This is a genomic window from Variovorax sp. 10N412, assembly GCF_056394985.1.
On record NZ_JBFTIO010000028.1, the window covers coordinates 1 to 25,620 of the forward strand.

Annotated in this window: 24 protein-coding genes and 2 pseudogenes; 14 read left to right on the plus strand and 12 right to left on the minus strand. The window is 68.1% G+C overall.

The window, feature by feature from the left end; translation table 11 throughout:
• The first annotated feature begins 298 nt into the window (after nt 1–298).
• Nucleotides 299–2,430, plus strand: a pseudogene (locus AC1DJH_RS32075) (type IV pilus secretin PilQ).
• Nucleotides 2,431–2,551: 121 nt separating this feature from the next.
• Here the strand turns inward: AC1DJH_RS32075 and AC1DJH_RS32080 are convergent.
• The 6 genes from AC1DJH_RS32080 to tam all read right to left on the minus strand — a co-directional run bounded on the left by AC1DJH_RS32080 (nt 2,552) and on the right by tam (nt 7,801).
• Complete coding sequence (locus AC1DJH_RS32080; RefSeq protein ID WP_478188472.1) at nt 2,552–2,965, minus strand: hypothetical protein; 414 nt, start codon at nt 2,963–2,965, stop codon at nt 2,552–2,554.
• A gap of 64 nt (nt 2,966–3,029) precedes the next feature.
• A complete protein-coding gene (locus tag AC1DJH_RS32085) occupies nt 3,030–3,437 on the minus strand; it encodes a hypothetical protein (protein WP_478188473.1) in 408 nt (135 codons plus the stop codon).
• A gap of 6 nt (nt 3,438–3,443) precedes the next feature.
• Nucleotides 3,444–5,663, minus strand: coding sequence for a TonB-dependent siderophore receptor (locus AC1DJH_RS32090; RefSeq protein ID WP_478188474.1), 2,220 nt, complete (start codon nt 5,661–5,663; stop codon nt 3,444–3,446).
• Nucleotides 5,664–5,715: 52 nt separating this feature from the next.
• Entirely contained in the window at nt 5,716–5,988 is a 273-nt protein-coding gene (locus AC1DJH_RS32095; protein ID WP_409171333.1) for a hypothetical protein, read from the minus strand.
• Between the two features lie 91 nt (nt 5,989–6,079).
• The gene (locus AC1DJH_RS32100; RefSeq protein ID WP_478188475.1) at nt 6,080–6,889 is read right to left on the minus strand and encodes a fumarylacetoacetate hydrolase family protein; all 810 of its coding nucleotides are present in this window, start codon (nt 6,887–6,889) and stop codon (nt 6,080–6,082) included.
• A gap of 144 nt (nt 6,890–7,033) precedes the next feature.
• Nucleotides 7,034–7,801, minus strand: coding sequence for a trans-aconitate 2-methyltransferase (gene tam, locus AC1DJH_RS32105; protein ID WP_478188476.1), 768 nt, complete (start codon nt 7,799–7,801; stop codon nt 7,034–7,036).
• Between the two features lie 90 nt (nt 7,802–7,891).
• Here tam and AC1DJH_RS32110 point away from each other — a divergent pair, with 90 nt between their 5' ends.
• From AC1DJH_RS32110 to AC1DJH_RS32120, 3 genes are all read left to right on the plus strand, one after another.
• Nucleotides 7,892–8,806, plus strand: coding sequence for a LysR family transcriptional regulator (locus tag AC1DJH_RS32110; RefSeq protein ID WP_478188477.1), 915 nt, complete (start codon nt 7,892–7,894; stop codon nt 8,804–8,806).
• 155 nt (nt 8,807–8,961) lie between these two features.
• Nucleotides 8,962–9,393, plus strand: a complete 432-nt coding sequence (locus tag AC1DJH_RS32115; RefSeq protein WP_478188478.1) for a VOC family protein — start codon at nt 8,962–8,964, stop codon at nt 9,391–9,393.
• 8 nt (nt 9,394–9,401) lie between these two features.
• Nucleotides 9,402–10,301: an amino acid ABC transporter substrate-binding protein gene (locus AC1DJH_RS32120; RefSeq protein WP_478188479.1), complete on the plus strand. Its 900-nt coding sequence runs from the start codon at nt 9,402–9,404 to the stop codon at nt 10,299–10,301.
• Nucleotides 10,302–10,432: 131 nt separating this feature from the next.
• Here the strand turns inward: AC1DJH_RS32120 and AC1DJH_RS32125 are convergent, their stop codons facing one another.
• Together AC1DJH_RS32125 and AC1DJH_RS32130 are read right to left on the minus strand one after the other, a co-directional pair.
• A complete protein-coding gene (locus tag AC1DJH_RS32125; protein WP_478188480.1) occupies nt 10,433–11,377 on the minus strand; it encodes a LysR family transcriptional regulator in 945 nt (314 codons plus the stop codon).
• A 114-nt stretch (nt 11,378–11,491) separates the two neighbouring features.
• A complete protein-coding gene (locus AC1DJH_RS32130) occupies nt 11,492–12,136 on the minus strand; it encodes a TetR/AcrR family transcriptional regulator (RefSeq protein ID WP_478188481.1) in 645 nt (214 codons plus the stop codon).
• Between the two features lie 199 nt (nt 12,137–12,335).
• On the opposite strand from AC1DJH_RS32130, the gene AC1DJH_RS32135 reads away from it, so the two are divergent.
• From AC1DJH_RS32135 to AC1DJH_RS32180, 10 genes and pseudogenes are all read left to right on the plus strand, one after another.
• The gene (locus tag AC1DJH_RS32135; protein WP_478188482.1) at nt 12,336–13,505 is read left to right on the plus strand and encodes an NADH:flavin oxidoreductase/NADH oxidase; all 1,170 of its coding nucleotides are present in this window, start codon (nt 12,336–12,338) and stop codon (nt 13,503–13,505) included.
• Nucleotides 13,506–13,571: 66 nt separating this feature from the next.
• A complete protein-coding gene (locus AC1DJH_RS32140; protein ID WP_478188483.1) occupies nt 13,572–13,955 on the plus strand; it encodes a nuclear transport factor 2 family protein in 384 nt (127 codons plus the stop codon).
• Nucleotides 13,910–14,089 (plus strand): annotated as a pseudogene (locus AC1DJH_RS32145) (hypothetical protein); the annotation flags it as partial. The gene AC1DJH_RS32140 and the pseudogene AC1DJH_RS32145, both read left to right, overlap by 46 nt.
• Before the next feature lie 72 nt (nt 14,090–14,161).
• Nucleotides 14,162–14,662, plus strand: coding sequence for a sigma-70 family RNA polymerase sigma factor (locus tag AC1DJH_RS32150; RefSeq protein ID WP_478188502.1), 501 nt, complete (start codon nt 14,162–14,164; stop codon nt 14,660–14,662).
• On the plus strand, nt 14,659–15,759 hold the full coding sequence (locus tag AC1DJH_RS32155) for a FecR domain-containing protein (RefSeq protein ID WP_478188484.1): 1,101 nt from the start codon (nt 14,659–14,661) through the stop codon (nt 15,757–15,759). Before AC1DJH_RS32150 ends, AC1DJH_RS32155 begins: the two co-directional genes overlap by 4 nt.
• Nucleotides 15,760–15,829: 70 nt before the next feature.
• A complete protein-coding gene (fhuE, locus tag AC1DJH_RS32160; protein WP_478188485.1) occupies nt 15,830–18,304 on the plus strand; it encodes a ferric-rhodotorulic acid/ferric-coprogen receptor FhuE in 2,475 nt (824 codons plus the stop codon).
• A 128-nt stretch (nt 18,305–18,432) separates the two neighbouring features.
• On the plus strand, nt 18,433–18,708 hold the full coding sequence (locus tag AC1DJH_RS32165; RefSeq protein WP_478188486.1) for a DUF3649 domain-containing protein: 276 nt from the start codon (nt 18,433–18,435) through the stop codon (nt 18,706–18,708).
• A gap of 2 nt (nt 18,709–18,710) precedes the next feature.
• A complete protein-coding gene (locus AC1DJH_RS32170) occupies nt 18,711–20,345 on the plus strand; it encodes a PepSY-associated TM helix domain-containing protein (RefSeq protein WP_478188487.1) in 1,635 nt (544 codons plus the stop codon).
• Nucleotides 20,342–20,704, plus strand: coding sequence for a DUF3325 domain-containing protein (locus tag AC1DJH_RS32175; protein ID WP_478188488.1), 363 nt, complete (start codon nt 20,342–20,344; stop codon nt 20,702–20,704). Before AC1DJH_RS32170 ends, AC1DJH_RS32175 begins: the two co-directional genes overlap by 4 nt.
• 76 nt (nt 20,705–20,780) lie before the next feature.
• Nucleotides 20,781–21,380 (plus strand): hypothetical protein, encoded by a 600-nt coding sequence (locus tag AC1DJH_RS32180; protein ID WP_478188489.1) that lies wholly within the window; start codon nt 20,781–20,783, stop codon nt 21,378–21,380.
• A gap of 54 nt (nt 21,381–21,434) precedes the next feature.
• On the opposite strand, the gene AC1DJH_RS32185 is transcribed toward AC1DJH_RS32180, so the two are convergent.
• The 4 genes from AC1DJH_RS32185 to yccS form a co-directional block, all read right to left on the minus strand.
• Complete coding sequence (locus AC1DJH_RS32185) at nt 21,435–21,974, minus strand: Rrf2 family transcriptional regulator (RefSeq protein WP_435437185.1); 540 nt, start codon at nt 21,972–21,974, stop codon at nt 21,435–21,437.
• Between the two features lie 21 nt (nt 21,975–21,995).
• Nucleotides 21,996–22,694 (minus strand): Bax inhibitor-1/YccA family protein, encoded by a 699-nt coding sequence (locus AC1DJH_RS32190; RefSeq protein ID WP_435437186.1) that lies wholly within the window; start codon nt 22,692–22,694, stop codon nt 21,996–21,998.
• A gap of 177 nt (nt 22,695–22,871) precedes the next feature.
• Nucleotides 22,872–23,243, minus strand: coding sequence for a hypothetical protein (locus tag AC1DJH_RS32195; RefSeq protein ID WP_478188490.1), 372 nt, complete (start codon nt 23,241–23,243; stop codon nt 22,872–22,874).
• A gap of 89 nt (nt 23,244–23,332) precedes the next feature.
• Nucleotides 23,333–25,570 (minus strand): YccS family putative transporter, encoded by a 2,238-nt coding sequence (gene yccS / locus AC1DJH_RS32200; RefSeq protein WP_478188491.1) that lies wholly within the window; start codon nt 25,568–25,570, stop codon nt 23,333–23,335.
• Between the last annotated feature and the right edge of the window lie 50 nt (nt 25,571–25,620).

The following is a 25,620-nucleotide window of genomic DNA, read 5'->3' on the forward strand; positions in this document are numbered from 1 at the left end:
GCCACGGTGGCGCGGGTGAACAACCGCAACGACGCCAGCTACACCGGCAGCCTGGTCTCGGCGAGCACCACGGGCTACGGCAGCGCGGGCGTGGGCTTCTCGGGCGTGCCGCGTTCTTCGACCGGCTACGACTTCGGCATTCGCCACGCGTTCTGACGACGTGATGCGGCAGCGTGGCTGAGGGGCCGCGCTGCCGGCCCGCCGCTGCGCGTTGCGCGGCGGCGGGTGGTTCGCGCTGCGCTCATGAGGGAGCCCCAGGCAGCGAGGAGGTGAAGACGCAGTTTCCAAGGCAGGTCCCATGAAAAAACAGACATTCGCGTTCGTGCGCTGGTTGCGCGCGTGCGTTCTTTTGCTTGCTGCCGCCGGACCGCTCGCAGCGGTGCAGGCGCAGGCGCAATCGCAATCGCAATCTCAAGTTCAGACACAGAACCGCATCGAATCGGTCACCGGCTCCGTGCAGTCCGGCACCGAGGTGCTGCGCATCGATTTCTCCGAGCCGCTGGCCGCCGTGCCCGCCGGCTTCGCCATCCAGTCGCCCGCGCGCATCGCGCTCGACTTTCCCGGCATGGGCAGCAGCATGGGCCGCGCGGCCGTCGAGCTGAACCAGGGCAACCTGCGCTCCGTCAACGTGGTGCAGGCGGGCGAGCGCACGCGCCTCGTCATGAACCTGAAGCAGCCCACCGCCTACAAGGCCGAAGTGCGCGGCAAGTCGCTGCTGGTGTCGCTGCAGCCGGCCGCAGGCGCCGCGCTGGCGGGTTCCTTGCCGTTCGAGTTCGCGGAGAACCGCAGCCGCGACATGCTGCCGCTGCGCGACGTCGACTTCCGCATGGGCACCGACGGCGCCGGCCGCGTGATCGTCACGCTGCCCAACGACCAGGTCGGGGTGGACATCCGCCAGCAGGGCAAGGGGCTCGTGGTGGAGTTCACGAAGTCCTCGCTGCCCGAGGGCCTCAACCGCCGGCTCGACGTGGCCGACTTCGGCACGCCGGTGCAGACGGTGGCGCTGCAGCAGGCCGGCGACCGCGTGCGGATGGTGATCGAGCCGCGCGGCGAATGGGAGCACAGCGCCTACCAGAGCAACAGCCAGTTCGTGGTGGAGGTGCGCCCGCGCAAGGACAACCCCAACAAGCTCGCGCAAGGCACGGGCTACAGCGGCGAGAAGCTGTCGCTGAACTTCCAGAACATCGAGATCCGCTCGCTGCTGCAGGTGATTGCGGACTTCACCAACTTCAACATCGTCACGTCCGATTCCGTCAGCGGCACGCTCACGCTGCGGCTGAAGGACGTGCCATGGGACCAGGCGCTGGACATCATCCTGGAGGCGAAGAACCTCGGCATGCGCAAGAACGGCAGCGTGCTGCGCATCGCGCCGGAGGACGAGCTCAACGCCAAGGAGAAGCTCAGATTCGAATCGCAGGCGGCAATCCAGAGCCTGGAGCCTGTGCAGACCCGGTCCTTCCAGCTCAACTATGCCAAGGCTCCCGCGATCGCGCAGAGCCTGACAGGCACCGGCTCGTCCGGCGGCGGATCCGGCGGATCGACGAGCCGCATCCTGAGCGGGCGCGGCAGCGTGATTGCCGAGCCGCGCACCAACCAGCTTTTCGTCTCGGATATTCCGTCGCGTCTGGTGCAGGTGGCGGAGCTGATCCAGAAGCTGGACGTTTCCGTGCGCCAGGTGCTGATCGAGGCCCGGATCGTCGAGGCATCGGACACCTTCAGCAAGTCGCTGGGCGTCAAGCTGGGCGGCTCATCCAAGGGCAGCAACAGTTCGATAGGGACACAGGCGACCACGTCGAGCGACGGAACGACCTCCTTTTCCGCAAACTCGACCAGCAACTTCGTCAACCTGCCCGCCAGCAGCTCGAGCGGATCGAGCGTCGGTACCTTCGCGGTGTCGTTGTACAACTCCAGCCTGTCGAAGATTCTGAACCTGGAGATATCCGCGCTGGAGGACGAGGGCAAGGGCAAGGTCGTGGCCAGTCCCCGTGTGGTGACTGCGGACCAGACCAAGGCCCTGATCGAGCAGGGTACGGAGCTGCCCTATCAGTCGGCAACATCCAGCGGCGCCACTTCGGTGTCGTTCCGCAAGGCGAACCTGAAGCTCGAAGTCACCCCGCAGATCACGCCGGAGGGCACATCATCCTGACACTCGACGTGAACAAGGATTCGGTCGGGCAGTCCACGAGCGCGGGCTATGCGATCAACACGAAGCACATCCAGACGGAGGTGCTGATCGAGAACGGCGGGACGGTCGTGATCGGCGGGATCTTCGAGCTGACGGACAACTTCGACGAATCGCGTGTTCCGGTGCTGGGCGAGATCCCGGTGCTGGGGGCGTTGTTCCGCTCGCGCAGCCGTACCCTCAACAAGACCGAATTGCTCGTCTTCATCACGCCGAAGATGATCACCGATCGGACTGCGCTGCGTTGAACGCCGCAAGAGGGCCGGTGCGCTGCCCGGCACCTGCACCACCGGAACCTCGCGCCAGCGGGGTCGCTTTCCACCACCCGGGCGCTGGAGAAGGGCTCGGGCCTGGACACGGGCGAGGCGCTCAGGGCACCGTCTTCGGATGCGCGAAGCGGCCGGCCTTGTGCTTGCGCCTGCAGCCGCCGCCGCGCGCGTTGGCGGGTGTCGCATCGGCGCTCGAGTCGGTGATCGGCGCGAGGGTCGACTGGCTGTAGTTGCCGCCGCCGGTTTCATGCGCCGCGCAGGTGTCGCTGCCGGCCACGAAGACGCCCAGCGCGAGCGCCCCGAAGGCCAGCAGACCCGCAAGGCCTGCAAGGCCGGGCATCCATGCGGTCTTGCGCGGGCGGCGGGGGGCGGCGTGCGCGGGCTGGGCCCGGTGCCATCGAGCGGGCAGGGGAAGCCTCGGGTGCTGGCCTGTCGCCGAACCCGCCGCCAGCAGACCGTTGAAGCGCAGCGCCTGCGAGACGCCGTGGGTGTTGCGATGCCAAGGGCTTTTCATGCGCAGATGGTGAACTTCAAAACGGGATAAAAATTGGACGCCGGCCGCAGGGGTGCGCGCGGCCTTAACGCTCGATGCGACGCGCCGCCAGCGGCCCTTGCCGCCAGCTGCCGCCCAGCAGCAGGCCCAGTCCTGTGGCGCGCAGCGCCGCCGAGAGCGGGTCGATGAAGAAGCCGCCGACATGACTGGACGACGTGGGAAAGGCTTCCGCGCGCGGGACCACGGGTGCCGACGGCGGCGCCGGCTGCCGCGCAGGCTCGGGGGCAGCGGCGCCCACGCATGCGCCGGGCGGGTCCGCGGTGATCGTCATGTACTCGGTCCCCTCGATCGCGCAGACCTGCGCGTACTTGCCGCCGGGAAGCCAGGTGCTCAACACCACGCGGGCCTGCGCCGCGGCATTCGACATGCCGCACGCCAGGCACAGGCACAGCGCGCCGGTGGCCGTTGTCGTTCGATGGAACAGCGATGTCATGGACGGCTAGAAATCCAGCTTGGCGCTCAGGCTGAAGGTGCGCGGATCGCCGGGCTTGATGTAGCTGTCGTACTGGTACTCCCAGTAGCGCCGGTTCGCCACGTTGTTGATGGCCGCGCGGAAGGTGGTGGGACGCCCGCCGATGCGCGTGATGTAGCTCGCGCCGATGTTGGCGACGGTGTAGCCCGGCAGGCTCAGCCGGTTCGACGCGTCGAGCATGGTGCCGCCCGTGTACTTCAGGTCGGCCGACAGCTTCAGGCCCGGCACCTGCGCCACGTCGTAGGCCACCTGCGCGGTCGCCACCATCTTCGGCGCACCGGCCACGCGGTTGCCGGCGTAGCTGCTGCCGCGCTCGTACGAACTGTCCAGCAGCATCAGGTTGGCGCCGACCTGCCATTGCGAGCCCAGCCGCGTGGAGGCGCCGAGCTCCAGGCCCTGGTGGATCGACTGGCCGTCCTGCACCAGCACGTTGGCGCTGTTGGCGTATTCCGCGCCGCGCTCGATGCGGAACAGCGCGGCCGTGGCGCTCCAGCGTTCGCGCTGGGTCTTCAGGCCCAGCTCGTACTGGCGACTCTTCAGCGGCTTGAGCAGTTCACCGTCGTTGGCGTAGAGGTTGCTCACCGTGCTGCCCGGCTCCAGCGACTCGACGTAGCTGGTGTACAGCGTGGTGTCCGGTGCGGGCTTGAACATCAGCGCCAGCGTGGGCGTGAGCACGCCGCTCTTCCGGTAGCCGGAGTTCTGCAGGCCGGTGGTGTCGTAGCCCTTCTGCTCGTAGGTGGTGCTGCGCAGTCCGGCCAGCACCGACCATCGGTCGGACAGCTTCAGCGTGTCGCTCGCGAACACCGCGCGCTGCGTGATGTCGCTGTTGCGGTAGGGCAGGAAGGCCGTGGTGCTGCCGTAGGCGTTGGTGTTCGGCCCGAAGATGCTGCCGGTGCCGATCAGCTGGTAGATGCTGTTGGCGCTGTAGGTGTTCACCTGCTTCTGCCACGACGCGCCCAGCGTCACCTGGTGCTCGAAGCCGCCGGTGCGCAGCCTGCCCGTGGCCATGGCCTGCCACTGGTTGAAGCGGTGGGCTTCGGCGCCGTCGTAGCGGTAGTCGTCGTAGCCGCCGCCCGCGTCCTGCAGGTAGGCGATGCTCTCGTTGCGGCTGCGCGATGCGCTGCTGTGGCTGTAGCTGGTGGCGAGCGTCCAGTCGGGCGAGAGCTGGTACTGCAGGCCGGTGGCATACAGGTTGAAGTCGGTGGCCAAGTACTGGCCCGCGCTCACCAGGTTCGCATTGTTCGCGCCGATGGTGGCGGGCAGGGCGGTGCCGGTGTAGCTGCCGGTGTAGATCGACGGCGTCTGGCCGGTGGCGGCCCGCTTCTGGTAGAGCGAGTCGAAGGTCCAGGTGAGCTTGTCGGTGAGCCTGGCGTCCAGGCCGAGCGACACCGAGTTGCGGCGCACCTGGCCGTCGTTGTAGGTCTTGCCTTCCTCGTGCGTGGCGTCGAGCCGGTAGCCGAAGCGCTCGTCCGCGCCGAAGCGCCCGCCCAGGTCGACGTGCTCGCTCCAGATGCCGGCGGTCTTGTAGCCGACCTCGATGCTGCGCACCGGCGTGTCGCCCGGCTTCTTCGTCACGTAGTTGACGATGCCCCCGGGCGAGCCGAAGCCGTGCATGAAGCCCGAGGCGCCCTTGAGCAGTTCGATCTGCTCGAACTGCTCGTAGGGCAGCGTGATGGCGTAGCTGAGAAAGGGCTGGCCGTTGATGCGGTAGCCGTTCTGCCAGTCCAGCGGCAGGCCGCGCACCGTGATGTAGCTGGCCCAGCTGTTGTAGGCGCCGCTGTTGTCGGACACCGAGGCGTCCAGCGCGAACACGTCACCGAGCTTGGACACCTGGCGCTCGGCCATGTCCTCGCTGCGCACCACGGTGGTGGAGAAGGGTGTTTCCAGCTGCGAGCGGGCGCCGAGCGCGCCGCTGCTCACCTTCGCGCGCAGGTGCTGGGGCGTGTCGTCCTGCGAGTCCGCCGTGACGGTCACCGTGGGCAGCGCGGTGCCTTCGGCAGCCTGCGCGTCCTGTGCCAGCGCACGGCCACCTTGCGTGGCGGCCCACAGCACCAGCAGCGTGGCGCGCGCTGGCGGGCCGAGCGTGGTGCGCTTGAATGAAGTGGACGGGGTGGCGGCGTTCGGGCGTCTTGGGTACAACGGTGGCTCACTTGATGGATAAGAATGAATCTCATCTTCGTGGCGCATCTCGTAGAAATCTGGGAAGGTGGCCTTGCAACCCGGTGCGGTTTGGGGCCCTTCAGTGCCCGTTGCCCGGCGCGGGCGCCAGCCCGCGCTGCTTCAGGAAGTCGTACAGGCTGACGGCCAGCACCTGCGCGATGGGAATCGGCAGCGTGAGCCGCAGCACCGCGGCGCGGTTGACGGGGCAGTTGTCGGAGCTGTGGTCGACGCGGCTGGCATCCAGGGTGATGTGGACGCAGCCCGCGTTGACCCAGTAGCCCGAGACTTCGTCCGCGAACACCTGCGGGGCGTGCAGGTCGTCGACGTAGATGGCTTTGGGAGGCTGGGACATGGCGGGGCTGGAAATGGCGAAGGCCCGATGATCGGCAGCGATCTGGTAGAAAAAAAGAGGGCCGCGCCGCCCGCTTGCGCGGCCCTTGCCTTCAGACGATGCGCACCGACAGTTCGGGCAGCCTGTCGATGTGAATCTGGATCAGGTCGCCACGCACCACCGGTCCCACGTTCTCGGGTGTGCCCGAGTAGATGATGTCGCCCGGCTGCAGCTCGAAGGCCTGCGACAGGCGGCTGATCTGCTCGGCCACCGACCAGATCATGTGTTTGAGCGTGGCGCTCTGCCTGGTCTGCCCGTTCACCTTGAGCCAGATCGCGCCGTCGCTGAAGTGGCCGACCTTCGCCACGGGGTGTATGGGGCCGATGGGTGCCGAGTGGTCGAAGCTCTTGCCGATTTCCCACGGCTTCTTCTGGTCGCCCATCTCGCGCTGCAGGTCGCGGCGCGTCATGTCCAGGCCCAGCGAATAGCCGTACACATGGTCGAGCGCCGAGGCGGCCGGAATGTTGCGCCCGCCCTTGGCCAGCGCCACCACCAGTTCGACTTCGTAGTGGTAGTTCTTCGTGAGCGACGGGTAGGGGTGGTCGGCCACCACGCCGGGCGTCACGACCTGGATCGCGTCGGCCGGCTTCTGGAAGAAGAAGGGCGGCTCGCGCGTCGGGTCGGAACCCATCTCGCGCGCATGGGCCTCGTAGTTGCGGCCGATGCAATAGATGCGGCGCACCGGATAGACCTGCTCGCTGCCGACGATCGGAATGGTCGACACCGGAACGTCGAACGCCGTGGCCGGTGTGCCCGGCGCGCCCGGCGCGCGGCCAGCGCCTGCAGGCGATGCACAACCGGCGATGGCACCGGTGGCCATGGCGGCGGATGCGGCCAGCAGGCCGCGACGAGAACTGGACATGAGGGTCTCCTTGGTTTTATGGAATGCGCGTGCCGTTCAGGCCACGGCCGGTTCATTCTGGGACGGCGCGCCGCCGAAGAACCGTGCGCATCTACGCAAAAACAGGACAGAACCCACCCCGGTGCTTGCCGGGCGCGGCCCGTTTCAGCGGCTGGCGACGATGAACAGCCGCGGGAACGGCAGCAGCACGCTGCCGTCGGCCAGTGCCGGGTAGGCCTGCGCTATCGCCTCCTGGTAGCGCGCCAGGAACGCGGCCTGCTGCGACGCATCGAGCAGCGCCAGGTAGGGCCGCAGCGCCGAGCCCTTGAACCACTCGACCACCGCCGCCGCGCCTGCCAGCGGGTGGTAGTAGGTGGTGCGCCACACGTCGACACGGCTGCAGTGCGGCCGAAGCATCGCGTAGTAGTCAATCGCGCCGTGCCGCGCGGGATGCCGCACGGTACCGATGCGGTCCGCGAACGCCGGGGCGGCCGCCACCTCGCGTGCCAGCCGGTGCGCGGGCTCCTCGAGGTTGTCGGGCGTCTGAATGGCCAGGTGGCCGCCGGGCGCGAGTTGCGCTGCCAGGTGCGGGTAGAGCGTGGCGTGGTCCGGCAGCCATTGCAGCGACGCGTTCGCGAGGATCACGTCCATCGGCTGCGCTGCATGCCATGCCGCGATGTCGGCCACAGCGAAGGGCACGTCGGGCATGCGCTTCTTCGCCGCTTCGACCATGTCGCCGGAGCTGTCGATGCCGCTCACCGCGGCTTGCGGAAAGCGCTGCGCCAGCACCTCGGTGGAGTTGCCCGGACCGCAGCCCAGGTCGATGGCGAAACGCACCGGGCGTTCGCTGTGCGGGACGGCGGCGACCAGGTCGCGGACCGGTCGTGTGCGTTCTTCTTCGAAGGCGCTGTATTGCTTGGCGGACCAGGTCATCGGGGTGTTCCTTGCTGTGGTGGGCGCAGTTTGCCGAGGCGCTTTCCGTTCGTAAAATGAATTTATTCTGGCCATTGATTCATAAATCTGATGAAGATCGACATCCTCGGAATCCAGGCCTTCGTGGCCATTGCCGACGAGGGCGGCTTCCAGGCGGCGGCCGATGCGCTGCATGTCACGCAGACCGCCATCACGCAGCGGTTGCGCAAGCTGGAAGACTTTCTGGGCGTGGCGCTGGTGGAGCGCACCACGCGCTCGGTGTCGCTCACCACCATCGGGCGAGACTTCGTGCCGCGTGCGCGGCGGCTGCTGGTGGAGTTGTCCGATTCGCTGCTCGAAATCCGCGAGACCGGCAAGGCCGAGCGCGGCGACGTGTCGATGGCCTGCGTGCCCACGGCGGGCGTGCAGTTTCTGCCGCGCATCATGCAGGCGTACTCGGCGCGCCATCCGCACAACCGCATCAAGATCCTCGACCATTCGTCGGCCGCCGTGGCGCATGCGGTGCTGCACCGCGAGGTGGAGTTCGGCATCGGCATGGCGGGCGCGCATTCGCCCGAGCTCACGAGTGAGCCGCTGATCGACGACGACTACGTGCTGATCTGCCACCCCTCGCATCCGCTGGCCGGGCGCAAGCGCGTGGCCTGGCGGCAGTTGCAGCCGCACCCGCTGATCTTCGCGGGGCAGGCGAGCGAGAACCGGCCGCTGCTCGACGGTGCGCTGGGCGCCGCCGCCGCGAACCTGCAGCCCTTCTACGAAGTGCAGCGCAGCTCGACGGCGGTGGGGCTGGTGGCCGAACGCGTGGCGGCCGCGGTGGTGCCGCGGATGGCGCTGCAGAAGGGGGCGTACCCGTCGCTGAAGACCATCGAACTGGTGGAGCCCCGGGTGTCGCGCACGCTGGTGCTCATGACGCGGCGCACGGCGCGGCTGTCGCCGGCGGCGCAGGCGCTGTACGACCTGATCGCGGCGCAAGCGTCACGGGGCGCGAAGGGTGCGCGGCAGCGCTAGGCGGCGCAGCGCCATCGCGATCGCCATTTCCAGCGTCAGGGCCTGTCGCCCCATACATAGAAATTATTGGAGCTCAGCAAAGAAATATATCGTTTTCGGTTGTGGGCTTTCGTTCTTAAAGTTGCGCCATCACAACTTGAACCCCCCGAGGCGCCATGACAGAAGCAGCTCAACGCATCCCCTTCCATCTCGCTTTCCCCGTGCGGGACATTGCCGAAGCGCGGGCCTTCTACGGCGACCTGCTGGGCTGTCCCGAAGGCCGAAGCGCCCCGGAGTGGGTCGATTTCGACTTCTACGGTCACCAGATCGTCGCCCACCTGGCACCCGACGAATGCGGTCACAAGACCAGCAGTGCGGTCGACGGACATCAGGTGCCGGTCCGCCATTTCGGCGCGATCGTGCCGATGGACAGGTGGCAGGCCATGGCAGACAAGCTGGTCGCGCAGAAGACCGAGTTCGTGATCGAGCCCTACATCCGGTTCAAGGGCGAACCGGGTGAACAGGCCACGATGTTCTTCCTCGACCCCTCGGGCAATGCCATCGAGATGAAGTCTTTCGCGGACCTGAGCTCGCTCTTCGCGAAATGAGCGCCGTCATGAAAACCCGGACGCTGGTCCACGCGGCCGCGGCCAGCGCCCTGGTGATGCTCGCAGCCTCTGCGGCCGCCCAGACGGACACCCTGAAGAAGATCAAGGACTCGGGCGTGATCACGATGGGTGTGCGCGATGGTTCCGGTGCGATGTCGTTCACCACGGGGCCGGGCAAATACACCGGCTTTCATGTCGAAATCTGCGAGCGCGTCATCGCCGACATCAAGAAGTCGGCGCAGCTCGACAAGCTGGAAACGCGATACCAGCTGGTGACGCCACAAAACCGCATACCGCTTGTCCAGAACGGAACGGTCGACATCGAATGCGGCACGACGACGAACAACGCCGCGCGCCAGAAAGATGTCGCCTTCGCGCCTACGCTCTATGTCGAAGGGGTTCGCATTGCGGTCAAGGCCGGTTCGCCGGTCAAGTCGACGGCTCAGCTTGCGGGAAAGACCGTCGCCGCCACGACCGGAAGCACATCCGTCCAGCTGCTGCGAAAGCTCAAGAGCGAAGCGACCGAGCTGATGGCCAAGGACAACAGCGAGGGGTTTCTCTTGTTGGAGACCGGCCGTGCCGACGCCTTTGTCGCCGATGGACAGATCCTCGCCACACTGATCTCGAAGAGCAAAGAGCCCGCGCAATACAAATTGCTCGATCAGGTCCTGAGCACCGAGCCCATTGCGATCATGCTGCCCAAGGGCGATGCGGCTTTCAAGAACGCCGTCGATCAGAGCATTGTGGCGATGGCCAAAAGCGGCGAGGTCGCTCGCATCTATGACAAGTGGTTCATGCAGCCGATCCCGCCCCAGAACGCGATCGTCGGACTGCCTGCGACCGAAATGACCAAGGCAGCTTGGGCGAATCCAACCGACAAGCCGATGGAAGCGTACGAGGCGCGGTAGTGCGCATCGACACGCAGAAGCCTTTGCGATGCGGGAAAAACCTTCGTCTCGGGGTGGCTCGACTGCGCGGCCAACAGGCTTGGGCGGGTGAACTCGCCTGGAACAGCCATTGGCCGGTGCTGTCGATGCGCTCAACGTTGCGCAGCCACCTGCACTTTGCGCGCTGCTCTCGAGCGGGCACCGGTCGGCGATTTGGCCGTCCGTCCCTGCTCCTCGCTGGCCTCCCGAAGGCACTGGGCAAACTGCGCGACGATGGGCGGCGTCGCTCTCGGCTTGCGCTGCAGCAGGCCGATCTCCCGGTAAAAAGTAGTCTCGCCCAGCGAGATCACGCGCAGGTTCGGCGGCAACGGAAGGTGGGCCTCGACCATCGGAATCAGCGAGACGCCCAAACCCTGCGAGGCCAGATGGACGAGTCCGGAAATCTCGTCCACCTCGATGGCTTCGTTGACCGAAAGTCCCTCGCGACGAAGAAAGCCTTCGACCATCCGGCCACCGAACGAGGCGCGGTCGTACCGCAGGAAAGGTTGCGCCTGAACCAGTTCGCGCCAGTTTCTTCCCTTGATCGAGTCCGGCACCACAAGGACGAAGGGCTCGTGCACCAGTGCGGTCCAGGTCAACTCGGGAAGCAAGCCGAATGGCGGCCTGATGATCACCGCGGCATCGATCTTGCCGGCATCCAGATCGTCCATCAATCGCATGGAAACACCTGGCGACACGTGCACGCGCACCATGGGGCAAGCGGCGCGCAGGCGTCCGAGCGCGCGGGCGAGCAGTGTCGACTGCGTCGAAGCAATGGCGCCGATTCGCAGCAGACCCCGTGTCGAACCGTCGTCGGGCACATCGCCCAGCTTCGCATAGAGCGCGCATATTTCTTCGGCGCGCGAAAGCGTTGTCTGCCCCGATGCATTCAACGTGGCGGAGCGGCCGGTGCGGTCGAAAAGCGCGAACCCCAGCGACTGCTCGAGCCGCTTGATCTGGCTGCTGACCGCCGATTGGGTCAGGCCGATTCGGTCGGCGGCCGCCGCGAAGGTGCCGTGCTTGCAGACGGCAATGAAAGTCTTGAGTTCTGCGATCAAGGGTTGCTCTCCTCATGTCCATTCGAAGCAGCAAGAGCCGACATGCGAATGGGCCAGGCTGCGAATGCAGCCCTGACCGCCATCATCATCGCCGCCAGCACGAGCCGCGCCATGTCACGCGTCGTCGCACGGGCGGGCCGGCAGCAAGCGCACCGCGTGCGCCGCAAGGCGCCTCATTTCAGGCGTGCTCAGTCCGTCGCGCGCTTGAATCGACAGTCCTTCAAGCATGGTGTTCAGCGCGCCCGCCAACGACTTCAGCTCTGTCTGCGCAGGCAGTTGACCCTCCTTGACAGCGCGCTTGAGACGCTTGACGAACAACGCCTTGCCTTCCAGGCGCAATGCGTCGATGGCCTCCCTGACTTCCACCGATGCGTCGGATACGCTGACGGCGGCCAGCACCACGAGGCAACCGCAAGGCGCCTGCGGCGACAACAGAATGCGGGCGGAGGCGTCGAAGAAGTTCGCAACCGCCTGATGGATGTCGGGTTCGACCTCCAGCGCCTCCCAGGTCGCATCCCAGTAGCGATGCTCGTAGAAGTCCACCGCTTCGAGAAACAGCTTGGACTTGTTTCCGAATGCGGCATAGAGGCTGGGTGGATTGACCCCCATCGCGGAACACAACTCGGCCACCGACGCGAGTTCGTAGCCCCTGCGCCAGAACACGTCCAGCGCGCGCGTCAGGGCTTGGTCGCGGTCGAAGCCGCGCGGGCGCCCGCCCTTGTTCAGAGGAGGCTCTGTGAGCGATCTTTCGTTCGGCATGGATGTTCTCACCTGGAAATTTCTGACGGCTTGATGGAATCTGTAGCGACCACTATACAATACAGGTTCTGTAGCATGCACTACATAACAGCCGTCACGGGTCGGGCTGGTCGCGGCGCTTCCTGCGCCGTGGACCATCGCTCGGTTCACCCGCCAGGCGATCCATTCATCCATTCATCCATCCTCCGACAACCAAACCATGAGCAAACTGTTTGAACCCTTGACCTTGCGCGGCGTGACCCTGCGCAACCGCTTCGCCCTCAGCCCGATGTGCCAGTACACGGCAACCGATGGGCATGCCAACGACTACCACGCCACCCATTACGGCCGTTTTGCCCTCGGCGGCTTCGGGCTGCTGATGGTGGAGGCGACGGCTGTGTCGCCCGACGGCCGGATCACGCATGGCGACCTGGGCCTGTGGGATGACGCGCACATCGAAGGCCTGTCGCGCATCGCCGCTTTCGCCAAGGCTTACGGCGCAACGCCCGGCATCCAGCTCGCGCATGCCGGCCCCAAGGCCAGCATCCAGCGCGCCTTCGAAGGCAATGGCCCGCTCGACACGCGTGATGCCGCGCGTGGCGAGCATCCCTGGCCGGTGGTGTCGCCGAGCGCGCAGCCGGCGGCCAAGGGCTGGCTGGTACCCAAGGCCCTGGACGCCGCAGGCATCGCGAAGGTGCGTGCAGATTTCGTCGCCGCGGCGCGCCGCGCACTGCGGGCAGGATTCGAGGTGCTGGAACTGCACTGTGCGCATGGCTTCCTGCTCAACGCCTTCCTGTCGCCGCTGACCAACGACCGCAGCGACAACTACGGTGGCAGCTTCGAGAACCGCATCCGCCTGCCAATGGAGATTGCGCGCGAGGTGCGCGAGGTCTGGCCGCAGGACAAGCCGCTGTTTGTGCGCGTGTCGGCGGTCGACGGCAGCCGCAGCGGCTGGACGATCGACGACAGCGTGGCGTTCGCCACGGCCTTGAAGGCGATCGGCGTCGATGTCATCGACTGCTCGTCGGGCGGCTTCGGTGTTTTCGAATACCCCAGCGGCTACGGCTTCCAGGTGCCATTCGCTGCGCAGATCCGTCGCGAGGCGCGCATCGGCACCATGGCTGTGGGAATGATCACCGATCCGCGCCAGGCTGAAGAGGTCATCGCGTCGGGCCAAGCCGACCTGGTCGCGCTCGGCCATGCAGCGCTGCGCGATCCGCACTTTCCGCTGCATGCGCAGCACACGCTCGGGGCCGCCCGCACGGACGCGGCGCATGCCGACTGGAACATCCAGGCCGGGTGGTGGCTGGACCATCGCGAAGACAAGCTGCGCCAGCTGGGACCCTGGGTCTCGGCGGAAGAAACCGCTGCGGACAGCTGCACGGTCTGACGCCCATGCCGGCCCGCCACGACCGGCTTTTTCTGACGAATCTTTTCAACCACCAGGAGTGACACCATGAGCAAACCCACCTACGTGCCGGAATACCAAGCCATTGTCGAAGTGCTGAACAAGTACAACGAAGGCTGCAAGCAGGCCAAGAGCAGCATCATGAAGCCCGCCTTCAGCGACAAGGCGACGATGTTCAGCGTCGATGGCGACGGCAAGCTGAGCGGCGGCGCGATCCAGACCTTGTTCGACGGCATCGACAGCGGATTTCGCCCGTCGCCCGAAGCCCGAGGTGCCATCGTCAGGGTCGACATCGTCGGCACCGCTGCCAGCGCGCGCATCGACACCAACGACGTCTCGGGTTTCTGCTTCACCGACTTCTTCCACCTTCTGAAGGTTGAAGGCCAATGGACGGTGGTCAGCAAGATCTTCCACACCCACATGGCGCCTTGAGGCTTCACCCAGGTTGGCCCCGCGCCGCATCTAAACTGCTTCTGGTCGGTGCCACCGGTTTGGTCGGACGCCACGTGCTGCAACGCGCGCTGGCCGACCCACGGGTGGATGCCATCGCCGCGCCGAGCCGGCGGCCGGACAACTTTTGTCTACAATGAGAATAATTCTTATTTGTGAGCGGCGATACGGCCGCCGTGCCGCTCGACATGTCCGCCGAAGCTGCCTTCCAGCAAGTCCACACTCTCTATAGCGACCACCACGGCTGGCTCCAGTCGTGGCTGCGCAAGAAGCTCGGCAACTCGTTCGACGCGGCCGACCTGGCGCAGGACACCTTCGCGCGCCTGCTCACCGCGCCCAACCCCGAAGTCATTGCGCAGCCGCGCGCCTACCTCACGAGCGTGGCCAAGAACATCCTGGTGAACTGGTACCAGCGCCAGGCACTGGAGCGGGCCTACCTGGAGGCGCTGGCCCTCATGCCCGAGCCCGAGGCGCCGTCGCCCGAGCAGCGCCTGCTCATCCTGCAGACGCTGCACGAGATCGACGCCATGCTCGACGCCCTCAAGCCGCTCGCGCGGCGCGCCTTCCTGCTGTCGCAGCTCGACGGCATGAAGTACGAGGACATCGCGCACGAGCTCGGCGTGTCGCTGGCCACCGTCAAGCGCTATATGCAGCAGGGCTTTCGCGGCTGCCTGGCGTTGATGGAATGAATGAGCGCGCGGTGAAGTCCACGGCCTCGTCGAGCATGCTGGGCGCGTCGGCGCTCGCGCCCCGCGTGCTCGACGAAGCGGCCGAGTGGCTGATGCGCCTGCACGACAGCGCCGTCACCGAAGCGGACCGCCTCGCCTGCGCGCACTGGCGCCAGAGCCATCCCGACCACGCCCGCGCCTGGGCGCGCGCCGAGCTGCTGATGAACAAGCTCGGCGGCCTGCCCCCGGCGCTGGCGATGCCTTCGCTCGCGCGTCCCTTGCAATCCGCGAGGTCCGCGCGCGACGGCGGGCGCCGCGCGGCCGTCGGCCGGCTCGCCGCGCTGCTGGCGGCCGTGCCCGCCTGCTGGCTGGGCTGGCAGCTTGCCGGCGAACGCGGCTGGACGGCCGAACACCGCACCGCCACCGGAGAGCGCCGCGAACTGCGCCTGGCCGACGGCAGCCGCCTCGTGCTCAACACGGCCAGCGCGATCGACGTGCGCTTCGACGGCGCGCAGCGCCTGGTCGTGCTGCACGCGGGCGAGATCCTGATCGCCACCGCGCCCGACACCCGCACGGCGCACCGGCCGTTTCGCGTGGCGACCGGCCACGGCACCATGGAGGCGCTGGGCACCCGCTTCAGCGTGCGCAAGGAAGACGGCGCCACCTGCATCGCTGTGCTCGAAGGCGCGGTGCGCATCGCACCGCGCGCGGCCGCATCGCGCGTGCTCCCCGCCGGGCAGCAGGCCCGCTTCCGCGCCGACGCGATCGACGCCTTCACCGCGGCGGACGAAGCCGGCGTGGCCTGGGCGCAAGGGATGCTGCTGGCCGACGGCATGCGCCTGGCCGACTTCGCCGCCGAACTCTCGCGCTACCGGCCGGGCGCACTGCAGTGCGACGCGGCCGTGGGCAACCTGCGCATTTCGGGCGCGTTCCCCCTCGACGACACCGACCGCGTGCTGCGCATGCTGGTGTCGACCTACCCGGTGGATGCGGTGACGCGGCTGCGCGGGTACTGGGTCACGCTGGTGCCTCGCGCGGAGGCGGATGCGGCCGCGGACGCGGACGCGCGGACAGGCGCCCACACGCGCGCCGCGAAAAATATGTTCGCCAAGGGGTGAGACTTTTTTTCGGTTCGGCTGGCAAGGAAGGTGAAGAACTCACCGTTGCCCAACCGAAAGGCCTGTTTCCATGTTCGCATCCCGTCCGTCCGTTCCGCGCCCGCCTGCAGAGCGCCGCCTGAACACCGCCCTTCGCCATGCCCTGATGGTGCTCGCCCTCGGCGGGCTGGCCGGCGCGGGGTTGCCCGCCTTCGCGGCCGGTGCCGTGTCGCTGGACGCCGCCAGCGCCAGGGCCTACGACATTCCCGCCGGCCCGCTAGGCCGCACGCTCGCCACCTTTGCCGTCGGCAGCGGCATCGCGCTGTCGTTCGACCCCGCGCTGACGCAGGGGCGCAGCAGCCCGGCCGTTTCGGGTCGCTACACCGCGCGTGAAGCCATCGACCGCCTGCTCGCCGGCAGCGGCCTGCAGGTGGTGGCGCGCACCGACGGCAACTACACGCTGAGCCGCCGCGAGGCGAACGCGGGCACCGCCGCCCAGGCCGGCGTCGACACGCTGCTGCCCGTCACCGTGGTGGCCGAAGCCGACCGCAGCGGCACCACCGAAGGCACCGGCGCGTACACCACGCCCGCCACGGCCGCGGCCACCGGGCTGTCGCTGTCGCTGCGCGACACGCCGCAGTCGGTCACCGTGCTCACGCGCCAGCAGATCGACGACCAGAACCTGCTGTCGCTCGGCCAGGCCATGAAGAGCGTGCCGGGCGTGTTTGCCGTGAGTTCCGACAGCGACCGCACCGACCTGTACGCGCGCGGCTTCTACATCGACAACTACCAGTACGACGGCGTGCCCACCACCGTCACCACCGACTTCTTCGGCGCCTCCAACAACGACCCGGTGCTGTACGACCGCATCGAGGTCGTGCGCGGCTCCACCGGCCTGCTGACCGGCGCGGGCAACCCGTCGGCCTCGGTCAACCTGGTGCGCAAGCATGCCGACAGCAAGGTGTTCGCCGGCAGCGCGTCGCTGGCGCTGGGCTCGTGGAACCTGCGCCGCGCCACGGTCGACCTGCAGACGCCGCTGACCGAAGACGGCCGCGTGCGCGCCCGCATCATCGGCATGACGGAGGACCGCGACTCCTTCATCGACATGTACCACGGCCGCAAGCACGTGCTGTACGGCGTGGTCGACGCCGACCTCACGCCCGACACCACCCTGAGCGTGGGCATCGACTCCCAGGGCAACCGGCCGACTTCGTCGACCTGGGGTGGCCTGCCGCTCACCTTCAGCGACGGCGGCGCCGCGAACTGGGACACCTCCAAGACCATCGGCACGCCGTGGACCCACTGGGACACCACGACGACCACGGCCTTCGCGAACCTCGCGCACCGCCTGGACAACGGCTGGAAGCTCAAGGCCAATGCGTCGCACCGCGAGAGCAAGCAGAACGCCAAGCTGCTGTACCTGTACGGCGACCTCGACCGCCTCACCGGCACCGGGCTGGGCTCGCTGCCGGGCTACTTCGAGCACGCGTTCCGCCAGAACAGCCTCGACCTGCAGGCCACCGGCCCCTTCGAGCTGCTGGGCCGCAAGCACGAGCTGGTGGTGGGCCTCGCCAACAGCCAGTCGCGCTATGCGGAGGCCAACCACCCGCGCACCAGCGCGCTGCCTGGCACCGGCAACTTCTACGACTGGAACGGTTCATACCCCGAGCCGACCTGGGGCGCGCTGAACGTGTCCGCCGTCACCAAGACGCGCCAGACCGGCTACTACGGCGCCGCGCGGCTGTCGCTGGCCGATTCGCTCAAGCTGATCGTGGGCGGCCGGCAGAACAGCTGGCGCTCGACCCGCCGGACCGCGGACGACAGCGCCACGCGCCGCCACGACGTGTTCACGCCCTACGCGGGCCTGGTGTACGACCTGAGCGAGAACTACTCGGTCTACGCGAGCTACACCGACATCTTCCAGCCGCAGAACTACCGCGACACGAGCGGCGCCTACCTGGACCCCGTCACGGGCAAGAGCCATGAGGTGGGCGTGAAGGGCGAGCACCTGGGCGGCAAGCTCAACACCTCGATCGCAGTCTTCCGCGCCGAGCAGGAGAACGTGGCGCAGCGCGACGGCACGAAGCTGGTGCCCAACTCGACCGACGGCGCCTACTACGGCGCGCGCGGCGTCGTCAGCAAGGGGATCGAACTGCAGGTGTCGGGCGAGTTGGCCCCGGGCTGGCAGATGAGCGCAGGCATTGCGCGCACCCTGGCGCGCGACGGCGACGGCGCGCGCATCAACACCGCCATGCCGACCACGCAGGCCACGCTGTTCACCACCTATCGGCTGGCCGGCAGCTGGCAGCGGCTCACCGTGGGCGGCGGGGTCAACTGGCAGAACCGCTTGTACTCCCCGTACGCCGTGGGCGACGTCGACATGCGCTACCAGCAAGGATCGTTCGCGGTCGTGAGCCTGATGGCGCGCTATGCGTTCACGCCCAAGCTGTCGCTGCAGCTCAACATCGAGAACCTCTTCAACAAGAAGTACTACAGCAACGTCGACGGGCAGGCGTTCTTCGGCACGCCGCGCAATGCGGTGGCGACGCTGAACTACAAGTTCTGACGGAAAGAGGCGCAAAAGCGCTTTCTTGTGCCCGGCATGACCCTTTTTCCGTTTTCGTTTGTCATGCAAGGAAGGGGGCGCATTTCCGCGCCTCGTTTTCTTTCACGATGAACTCTCGTTTTCCTTCCATGCCCGCAGGGCTTTTGCTGCTGGGCCGTGTCGCGGCCGCTGTGTTCGGCGGCTATGCGCTGGCCGCCGCCGCGGCTGTCTTCTTCGCCGCCGTGCTGCCGGCCGGCCGTGCCGAGGCCGTGATCGGGGGCATGCAGCTCGGCTTTGTCGTCTACACCGCCGCGGTGATCTGGGCGTTCTCGCCCGTGTCGTTGCTGCGCGTGTGGCTGGGCCTGCTGCTGCCGGCCGTGGTGCTCGCCGGCCTGGGCTGGACCTTGCGCGGGGCGGGTGCCTGACCATGACCACCCCTCCGGGACAGAAAGAAAAAAGCAGTGCGAAGGGCGGCTTCCGCCAGGCCCAGGCCTGGCTGCACACCTGGTGCGGGCTGTGGTTCTCGTGGCTGCTGTTCGCGGTGTTCCTCACCGGCACGCTCGCGGTGTTCGACGAGCCCATCACCCACTGGATGACGCCGGAGCACCGGGCCGAGGAAGCCGCCGAGGCTGCCAAGGCGGCATCGAAGGCTGCACCCACGGCCGATCGCGCGCAGCGCCTGGCCTGGGGCCTGGCCTACATGGCCGAGCACCACCCGGGCGCGCGGATGTGGGAGCTGTGGCCTTCCAACGCCAGCGGCGGGGGCGAGCTCAACGTGTACTGGTTCGATGCGAACAACCAGTACGTGTCGGCCGCGCTCGACCCGGCGACCGGCCGGCCCCTGGCGGCGCAGACCGGCCACGCGGTGCGCGCCACGCTCGGCGGGCACCACTTCGTCGACTTCCACTACGAACTGCACGCCGGCACCGTCGGCCTGTGGATCGTGGGCATCGCCGCCATGGCGATGCTGGTGGCGCTGGTGTCGGGCGTCATCACGCACAAGCGCATCTTCAAGGACTTCTTCACCTTCCGGCCGAAGAAGGGCCAGCGCAGCTGGCTGGACGCGCACAACGCGGTGGCGGTGCTGACGCTGCCGTTCCAATTCATGATCGCCTACACCGGCATCGTCATTTCGGGCACCACCTTCATGCCGGCCGGGAAGGTCCTGCACTACGGCACGGGCCCTGCCGCACAGATGCAGTTCGCGTCGGAGCTGGGCGACGGCGCCAAGCCGGCGCGCACCGGCCGCGCCATGGACGTGCCCGCGCTGGAGCCCTTCGCCGCGCGCGGCCAGCAGCTCATGGGCCAGGCGGTGCGCGCGGTCGTCATCGACCACCCGGGCGACGCGGGCGCGCGCATCGGCGTCTATGGCTGGAACAGCGAAGACGAATCCGCGCGCCGCCTCGGCGGCACCACCGGCATGGCGCTGTTCTCGGCCGCCAGCGGCGAGGTGCAGCGCGTGCGCATGCCGGGCGCGGCCGACGGCGGCGCGGCCCTGCTCGCGCAGTCGGCCATGAACGGGCTGCACATGGTCACCTACGGCGGCTGGGGCATGAAGTGGCTGTACTTCCTGTGCGGGCTGGCGGGCACCGCGATGATGGGCTCGGGCGCGGTGCTGTTCATCGTCAAGCGGCGGCACAAGCACCTGGGCGAGTTCGGCGGCGCGACCGCACGGGTCTACCGCCTGGTCGAGGCGCTGAACGTCGCGGCGATCGCGGGGCTGTCCGTGGCCTGCGTGGGCTACCTGTGGGCCAACCGGCTGGTGCCGGTGGCCACCGACCATCGCGCGAGCGTGGAGCTGTACGTGTTCTTCGCGCTGTGGGCGCTGTCGCTGCTGCATGCCTTCCTTCGCCGACCGGCACAGGCGTGGCGCGAGCAGCTCGGCGCATTGGCCGCGCTGTGCCTGCTGCTGCCGGTGCTGAATGTGCTGACCACGGGCGACCACCTGCCGGCGCAACTGCTGCGGGGCGATTGGGAGAGTGCCGGCGTCGAATTGGGCGCGGTGGCCTTCGGTCTTGCGGCCGTGGGCGCGCTGCGCCATCTGCGCAGGTCCGTCACATGACGACCGCGTACGCCTCGCTGCTCGGCCTTGCACTCGCCTATGCCGGCATGGCCGGCCTGAGCTTTGCCATGGACCGGCACCACGAACAACTGACCCGGCAGCGCGAAGTACCGGTGCGGCGGCGCGTGCCGCTGCGCGTGGCTGGCGCCGCACTGCTGGCGGCCGCCGCCGTGCCCTGCGTGATGGCGTGGGGCGCCACGGTGGGCGCGGTCGCATGGCTGGGCTTTCTGTCGGCCGGCGCGTTGCCGGTCGCGCTGCTGCTGCCTTACCGCCCGCGCGGCGCAGCAGGGCTCGCGGTCTGCGCCGCAGTGGCGGGCTGTGCGGGGGTCGCCTTCGCATTCATCGGGTCGCCGCGCTGAGCGGCAGCCTTCATTTCATTTCACCGGTTCTTCGCTCACACCCATGCCTTCTTCTTTTCGTCTTCGCTCGCGGTTCTTGGCTGCCGCATGCCTCGTCGCGGCCGGTGCCGCCCAGGCCGACTACCTCTGGCTGTCGCGCGACGGCGCCAACGGCATCGCCCGCGTGGGTGAACTCGGCAAGACCGCCCAGCCGCTGGCCAGCGTGGCCGCGCCGCGCGCCTTCCTGGCCGACGGCAAAAGCCTGCCGCTGACCGCCGAAGCCGGCCGTGCGATGATTTCGGGTGCAGCGGGCACCGACCTGCGCGCCGTGGCCAGCCGTGCCGGCAGCGAAGGCGACAAGGCCACGCTGACCCAGTTCCAGGCCCGCTGGGGCCGCGCCGAGACCCAGGCCGTGAACGACCTCGAGCTGGTGCCCACCGAGCCCGGCGGCAACACCTTCAAGCTGGTGTGGAAGGGCGATGCGGTGCCGGCCACGCAGGTCAACGTCGATACCTCGGAAGGTTGGCGCCGCGTGCTCAAGCCCGCGAAGGACGGCACCGTGTCGCTCGCGACGCCGTTCCCGGGTCTCTATGTGCTGGAGGTGACGGCACGCGTGAACGGGGCCGTCACGGTCGATGGAAAGAAGTACGACGAAGTGCGCCACACGGCGACGCTGAGCTTCGAAGTGCCCCGCTGAGGGGGCGGCACACCAGGGGGCGCTGGGCCCCCGGGGGCATGGCGCGCGCAGGCCTCAGCCCGCGCCTTGCTGGTGCCGTCGTCCCAGCGCGAACACCGAGTTCGGCGCGTCGACGATGAAGGGCTTGCGCGCGGGTGCGCCCGGCGCGGCGCGGCGCGGCTCGGGCCGCGTGGCGGCCTGCACGCCCTTGGCCTTCTGTTCGTCGACCAGCGCCTGCAGCGTGATCGACTTCAGGAACTCGACCGCGCGCAGGTTCACGGTGGCCCACAGGTCGTCGATCTGGCAGCGGCCGGTTTCACCCGGCTCGCCGGCTTCGCGGCGGCGGTTGTCGGTGTCGTGTTCCTCGATCGACAGCACGATGTCGGCCACGGAAATGTCCGCCGCCTTGCGGCTGAGCGAGTAGCCGCCGCCCGGGCCGCGGGTCGATTCGACCAGGTCGGCACGGCGCAGCTTGCCGAACAGCAGTTCGAGGTACGACAGCGACACGCGCTGGCGCAGGCTGATCGAGGCCAGCGTGACGGGGCCCGAACGGCCGTGCAGGGCGATGTCGATCATCGCGGTGACCGCGAAGCGGCCTTTGGTGGTGAGGCGCATGGAAATATTCCTTCGTGGGGATTACTCGTCGCGGCCGCCGGCAATGCCCAGCAGGGCCAGCAGCGACTGGAAGACGTTGTAGATGCTGAGGTACACACCCAGCGTGGCCGAGATGTAGTTGGTTTCCAGGCCGTCCTTCACGCGCTTCAGGTCATGCAGGATGAAGGCCGAGAAGATGCCGATGGCCGCGACCGACAGCGTCATCATCAGCGCGCTCGACTGGATGAAGAAGTTGGCAATGCCCGCCACCAGCAGCAGGATGGCGCCGATGAAGAGCCACTTGCCCATGGCCGACAGGTCGCGCTTGATGACCGACGACAGCGTGGCCATGCCGAAGAAGATGGCGCCGGTGCCGGCGAACGCCGTCATCACCAGGCTCGCGCCGTTGGCCAGGCCCAGCACGGTGCCGACCAGGCGCGACAGCATCAGGCCCATGAAGAAGGTGAAGGCCAGCAGCACCGGCACGCCGGCGGCAGATTCCTTGGTTTTCTCGATGGCGTACATGAAGCCGAAGGCGCCGCCGAGGAAGACCATCAGGCCGATGCCCGGCGACATGGCGCGCGAGAAGCCGGTCGTCACGCCGATCCAGGCGCCCAGCACGGTGGGCACCATCGAGAGGGCGAGCAGCCAGTAGGTGTTGCGCAGCACGCGGTTGCGTTCCTGCACCGAGGCGATGGGGGCCTCGAAGCCGGGGTTGAAGGCGGTAGGGCTGTTGTTCATTGTGTTGATTCCTTGAAGGGTGGGCCGGCGCTGGCTGGACGCAACGACGCGTTCAGATGGCAAGCGGCCCGAAATGGGGAAGGTCTGGGTGCCGATGCGGGTGCGGCCGGAGGCCCGGCAGCCCCGCATCGATGGGCAGGCGCCGTGGCGGCGCCCGGTCGCGAAGGCTTTGAGGGCCTAGGCGACGAAGGAAGCGGCCCGGGGTGGGCGCTTGGGCCGTTCGAGGAACGGAGCGATGGTGGTGGTCAGGCCCAGCTTGGGCGGCTGTTCCGTGAAGCGCAGCAGCGCGGGCGCGTCGTTGCGCGCGTCGACCAGCTCGGCATGTTCGGAGCCGGCTTCATCGACGGAAAGGGAATCGTCCGAGGCCACGTCGGCATCGGTGCCGTCCGACGCGTCGGACAGCGACACGCTGCTCACGAGCACCTGGGCGGTCTGCGCAGCCGTCTCACCTTGCGCATGGCCGCCACCGATCATGCTGTGGGCAAGCACGGCAAAGCCGTAGCAGGACAACATGAAGGCAAGGACAGTGGCGGTAAACCAGCGGGACATGAGGGTTAATTTTACCCGGCGCGCGGTGACAAATCAGTCGCGCGCCAATTCAACCTTTTTTCAACCGACCGGGTTGCAGGAATGTTCGCTCAGGCCGGCGCGGTCGGGGTGTCGCTGCCTGGAGGCTGCAGCCATTCGCTTGCGTGGGTGCGCAATGCGTCGATCTGCAGCCATATCAGACCGAGTTCCGTGTGAAAAGTTCGCGCCTGCGGGTCGCCGCCGGCGCCGTCCTTGCCGCTGTCGGCAATGGCCTGCACGAGCGCGGCGCGGGCGCTTGCTTCGGCCTGCGCGTCCACCGGGCCGTCCGCGCGGCCCTTGTCCAACCCCGCCGCCAGGCCCTCCAGCGCCGCAATGGCGCCTTCGGCGGCCGTGCGCAGCACCGCCATCTGCGCCGAATCGGGCAGCGCCGAACGATGGGCGCCCAGGGCCGAGAGGTAGCTCAGCAGCGTGTGCGAGCGGATCAGGAAGCGCAGCGCCACCCCCGCGCGCGGCCGCACGAAGCCCGGCTCGCGGAACATGTCCGACACCGCGGTGGACAGCGCCGCATCGGCGTTGTGGTCGTTGCGACGCGCCAGCCGGTAGTCGAGGTGGTCGCGTGCGCCCGTGCGGTACTGTGCGACGATCTGCCGCAGGTAGCCCGCATGGCCGCGCAGCGCTGCGGCCGCCAGTTCGTTGATGCGCCTGGCCTGCCAGTGCGGCAGCACCAGCAGCACGGCCAGGCCCGCGATGGCGCTGCCGATGGCGGTGTCGACCAGCCGCGGCACCAGCAGCACGCCGCTGTCGCCCACCTGGTTGAAGCACATCAGCACCAGCAGCGTCATGGACGCGGTGGCCAGCAGGTAGCGCGTGGTGCGCGTGGCGAAGAACACCACGCCGGCGGCCACCGCGATCACCGACTGCACCAGCGGCTGCGGAAACAGCTGCAGCAGCGCCCAGCCCGCCACCACGCCCAGCGCGGTGCCCGTGATGCGCTGGCCCATGCGCGCGATGGTGTCGCCGTAGCTCTGCTGGCACACGAACAGCGTGGTCAGCAGGATCCAGTAGCCCTGCGCGGGATGAATGACCTGCATCACCGCGTAGCCCGCCACCAGCGCGATCGACAGCCGCAGCGCATGCCGGAACAGCGGCGAGCGCGGCGTGAGTTGGCGCCGCACGCGCTCCACCGCGTCGTGCCACGAGCGCGGCGAGCGGTCGAACAGGCCCATCTCCGTGCGCCCGGCGCGTGCCGAAGGCTGGCTGGCCCCCACGAGCTGCCCGTCGAGCAGCGCCAGGTTGCGCGCCAGCGCCTCGACCGATGCCAGCAATGCGAGCCGCTCATGTTCGATCGCCCGGGCTCGTTCGTGCGCGATGGCGCTCTGCAGGTCGGCCAGCGCCTGCACGGTCTCCGTGCCCGCGTCGAAGGGCTCGCGCCGCGCGATCGAGTCGGCCAGCCGCTGGCATGCCAGCCCCTGCAGGCCCAGCACCCGCTGGCAGCGGTAGAGCAGGTCGCTGTGGAAGAAGGCGTCCGCCAGCGCGTTGTAGTCGTCGTGCGAGGAACTGGCGCGCTCGTGCACGTCCTGCGCAATGAGATAGAGCCCGCGGTAGCGCGACAGCCGCCCGGTCGGTGCGCGTGCGCCGATGCGCCGGAAGATGCTTTCCTTGGCCGCGTTCAGCTCCGTCACCACCTCGGCGTTGAGCTGCGCGAGCGCAAGCCGCTTGCGCTCGATGTCGATGCCGCGCAGCGGCTCGAACAGCGACGCCTTGAAGCGCACGAAGTTGCCCAGCACCGTGAACAGCGACACCAGCCGCGCCTGCACCGGCTGCGCCGGGAACACGGCGCACCACAGCACCGAGAACACGCCGTACCACGCGGCGCCCGCCAGCAGCAGCAAGGGCTCGCGTCCGCGCGCGGCCAGCCCCTGAACCCCATGCGACGCCATGTTCTCGATGCCCAGCGTGGCGTACATCGCCAGGATCAGCGTGGCGTACGCAATGGCCTTGTAGCGTGCCTCCACCGCGCCCAGCATCGTGAGCGCGAAGGCCGCGAGCGCCAGCCCGGTGATGAACAGCAGCGGCAGGCCGAAGGCGGCCTCCACCGCGAACGCGATGGCGGCGAAGCAGGCCAGCGTGACCAGTTGCGCGCGCAGCCGGCCGCGCCAGCTGTCGTCGGTTTCCGCCAGCGCGCTGGCAATGGCGCCCAGGAACAGCGGAATCACCGCATCGGGGTGGCCGGTGGCGCCGCACAGCGCCATGAGGCTGCCGAGCGTGAGAAGAATGCGCACGGGCTGCGCGCGGGAAGCGAAGGACCGCAGCCGCTGGCGCAGCGCGTCGGGAGACAGGGGAGGCATGACGCCGATCTTGCACGATGCATGCCACGGCCAGCTGACCCGAGGCCCGG

What these genes read in the sequence shown, in the direction of transcription:
- AC1DJH_RS32195 (WP_478188490.1), bottom strand. Translation starts at nt 23,243, where the DNA reads ATGTCCCGCTGGTTTACCGCCACTGTCCTTGCCTTCATGTTGTCCTGC.
- AC1DJH_RS32095 (WP_409171333.1), bottom strand. Translation starts at nt 5,988, where the DNA reads ATGTCCCAGCCTCCCAAAGCCATCTACGTCGACGACCTGCACGCCCCG.
- AC1DJH_RS32110 (WP_478188477.1), top strand. Translation starts at nt 7,892, where the DNA reads ATGAAGATCGACATCCTCGGAATCCAGGCCTTCGTGGCCATTGCCGAC.
- fhuE (WP_478188485.1), top strand. Translation starts at nt 15,830, where the DNA reads ATGTTCGCATCCCGTCCGTCCGTTCCGCGCCCGCCTGCAGAGCGCCGC.
- yccS (WP_478188491.1), bottom strand. Translation starts at nt 25,570, where the DNA reads ATGCCTCCCCTGTCTCCCGACGCGCTGCGCCAGCGGCTGCGGTCCTTC.
- AC1DJH_RS32175 (WP_478188488.1), top strand. Translation starts at nt 20,342, where the DNA reads ATGACGACCGCGTACGCCTCGCTGCTCGGCCTTGCACTCGCCTATGCC.
- AC1DJH_RS32100 (WP_478188475.1), bottom strand. Translation starts at nt 6,889, where the DNA reads ATGTCCAGTTCTCGTCGCGGCCTGCTGGCCGCATCCGCCGCCATGGCC.
- AC1DJH_RS32165 (WP_478188486.1), top strand. Translation starts at nt 18,433, where the DNA reads ATGCCCGCAGGGCTTTTGCTGCTGGGCCGTGTCGCGGCCGCTGTGTTC.
- AC1DJH_RS32185 (WP_435437185.1), bottom strand. Translation starts at nt 21,974, where the DNA reads ATGCGCCTCACCACCAAAGGCCGCTTCGCGGTCACCGCGATGATCGAC.
- AC1DJH_RS32190 (WP_435437186.1), bottom strand. Translation starts at nt 22,694, where the DNA reads ATGAACAACAGCCCTACCGCCTTCAACCCCGGCTTCGAGGCCCCCATC.
- AC1DJH_RS32130 (WP_478188481.1), bottom strand. Translation starts at nt 12,136, where the DNA reads ATGCCGAACGAAAGATCGCTCACAGAGCCTCCTCTGAACAAGGGCGGG.
- AC1DJH_RS32155 (WP_478188484.1), top strand. Translation starts at nt 14,659, where the DNA reads ATGAATGAGCGCGCGGTGAAGTCCACGGCCTCGTCGAGCATGCTGGGC.
- AC1DJH_RS32085 (WP_478188473.1), bottom strand. Translation starts at nt 3,437, where the DNA reads ATGACATCGCTGTTCCATCGAACGACAACGGCCACCGGCGCGCTGTGC.
- AC1DJH_RS32150 (WP_478188502.1), top strand. Translation starts at nt 14,162, where the DNA reads ATGTCCGCCGAAGCTGCCTTCCAGCAAGTCCACACTCTCTATAGCGAC.
- AC1DJH_RS32170 (WP_478188487.1), top strand. Translation starts at nt 18,711, where the DNA reads ATGACCACCCCTCCGGGACAGAAAGAAAAAAGCAGTGCGAAGGGCGGC.
- AC1DJH_RS32115 (WP_478188478.1), top strand. Translation starts at nt 8,962, where the DNA reads ATGACAGAAGCAGCTCAACGCATCCCCTTCCATCTCGCTTTCCCCGTG.
- AC1DJH_RS32120 (WP_478188479.1), top strand. Translation starts at nt 9,402, where the DNA reads ATGAAAACCCGGACGCTGGTCCACGCGGCCGCGGCCAGCGCCCTGGTG.
- AC1DJH_RS32135 (WP_478188482.1), top strand. Translation starts at nt 12,336, where the DNA reads ATGAGCAAACTGTTTGAACCCTTGACCTTGCGCGGCGTGACCCTGCGC.
- AC1DJH_RS32090 (WP_478188474.1), bottom strand. Translation starts at nt 5,663, where the DNA reads ATGCGCCACGAAGATGAGATTCATTCTTATCCATCAAGTGAGCCACCG.
- AC1DJH_RS32140 (WP_478188483.1), top strand. Translation starts at nt 13,572, where the DNA reads ATGAGCAAACCCACCTACGTGCCGGAATACCAAGCCATTGTCGAAGTG.
- tam (WP_478188476.1), bottom strand. Translation starts at nt 7,801, where the DNA reads ATGACCTGGTCCGCCAAGCAATACAGCGCCTTCGAAGAAGAACGCACA.
- AC1DJH_RS32080 (WP_478188472.1), bottom strand. Translation starts at nt 2,965, where the DNA reads ATGAAAAGCCCTTGGCATCGCAACACCCACGGCGTCTCGCAGGCGCTG.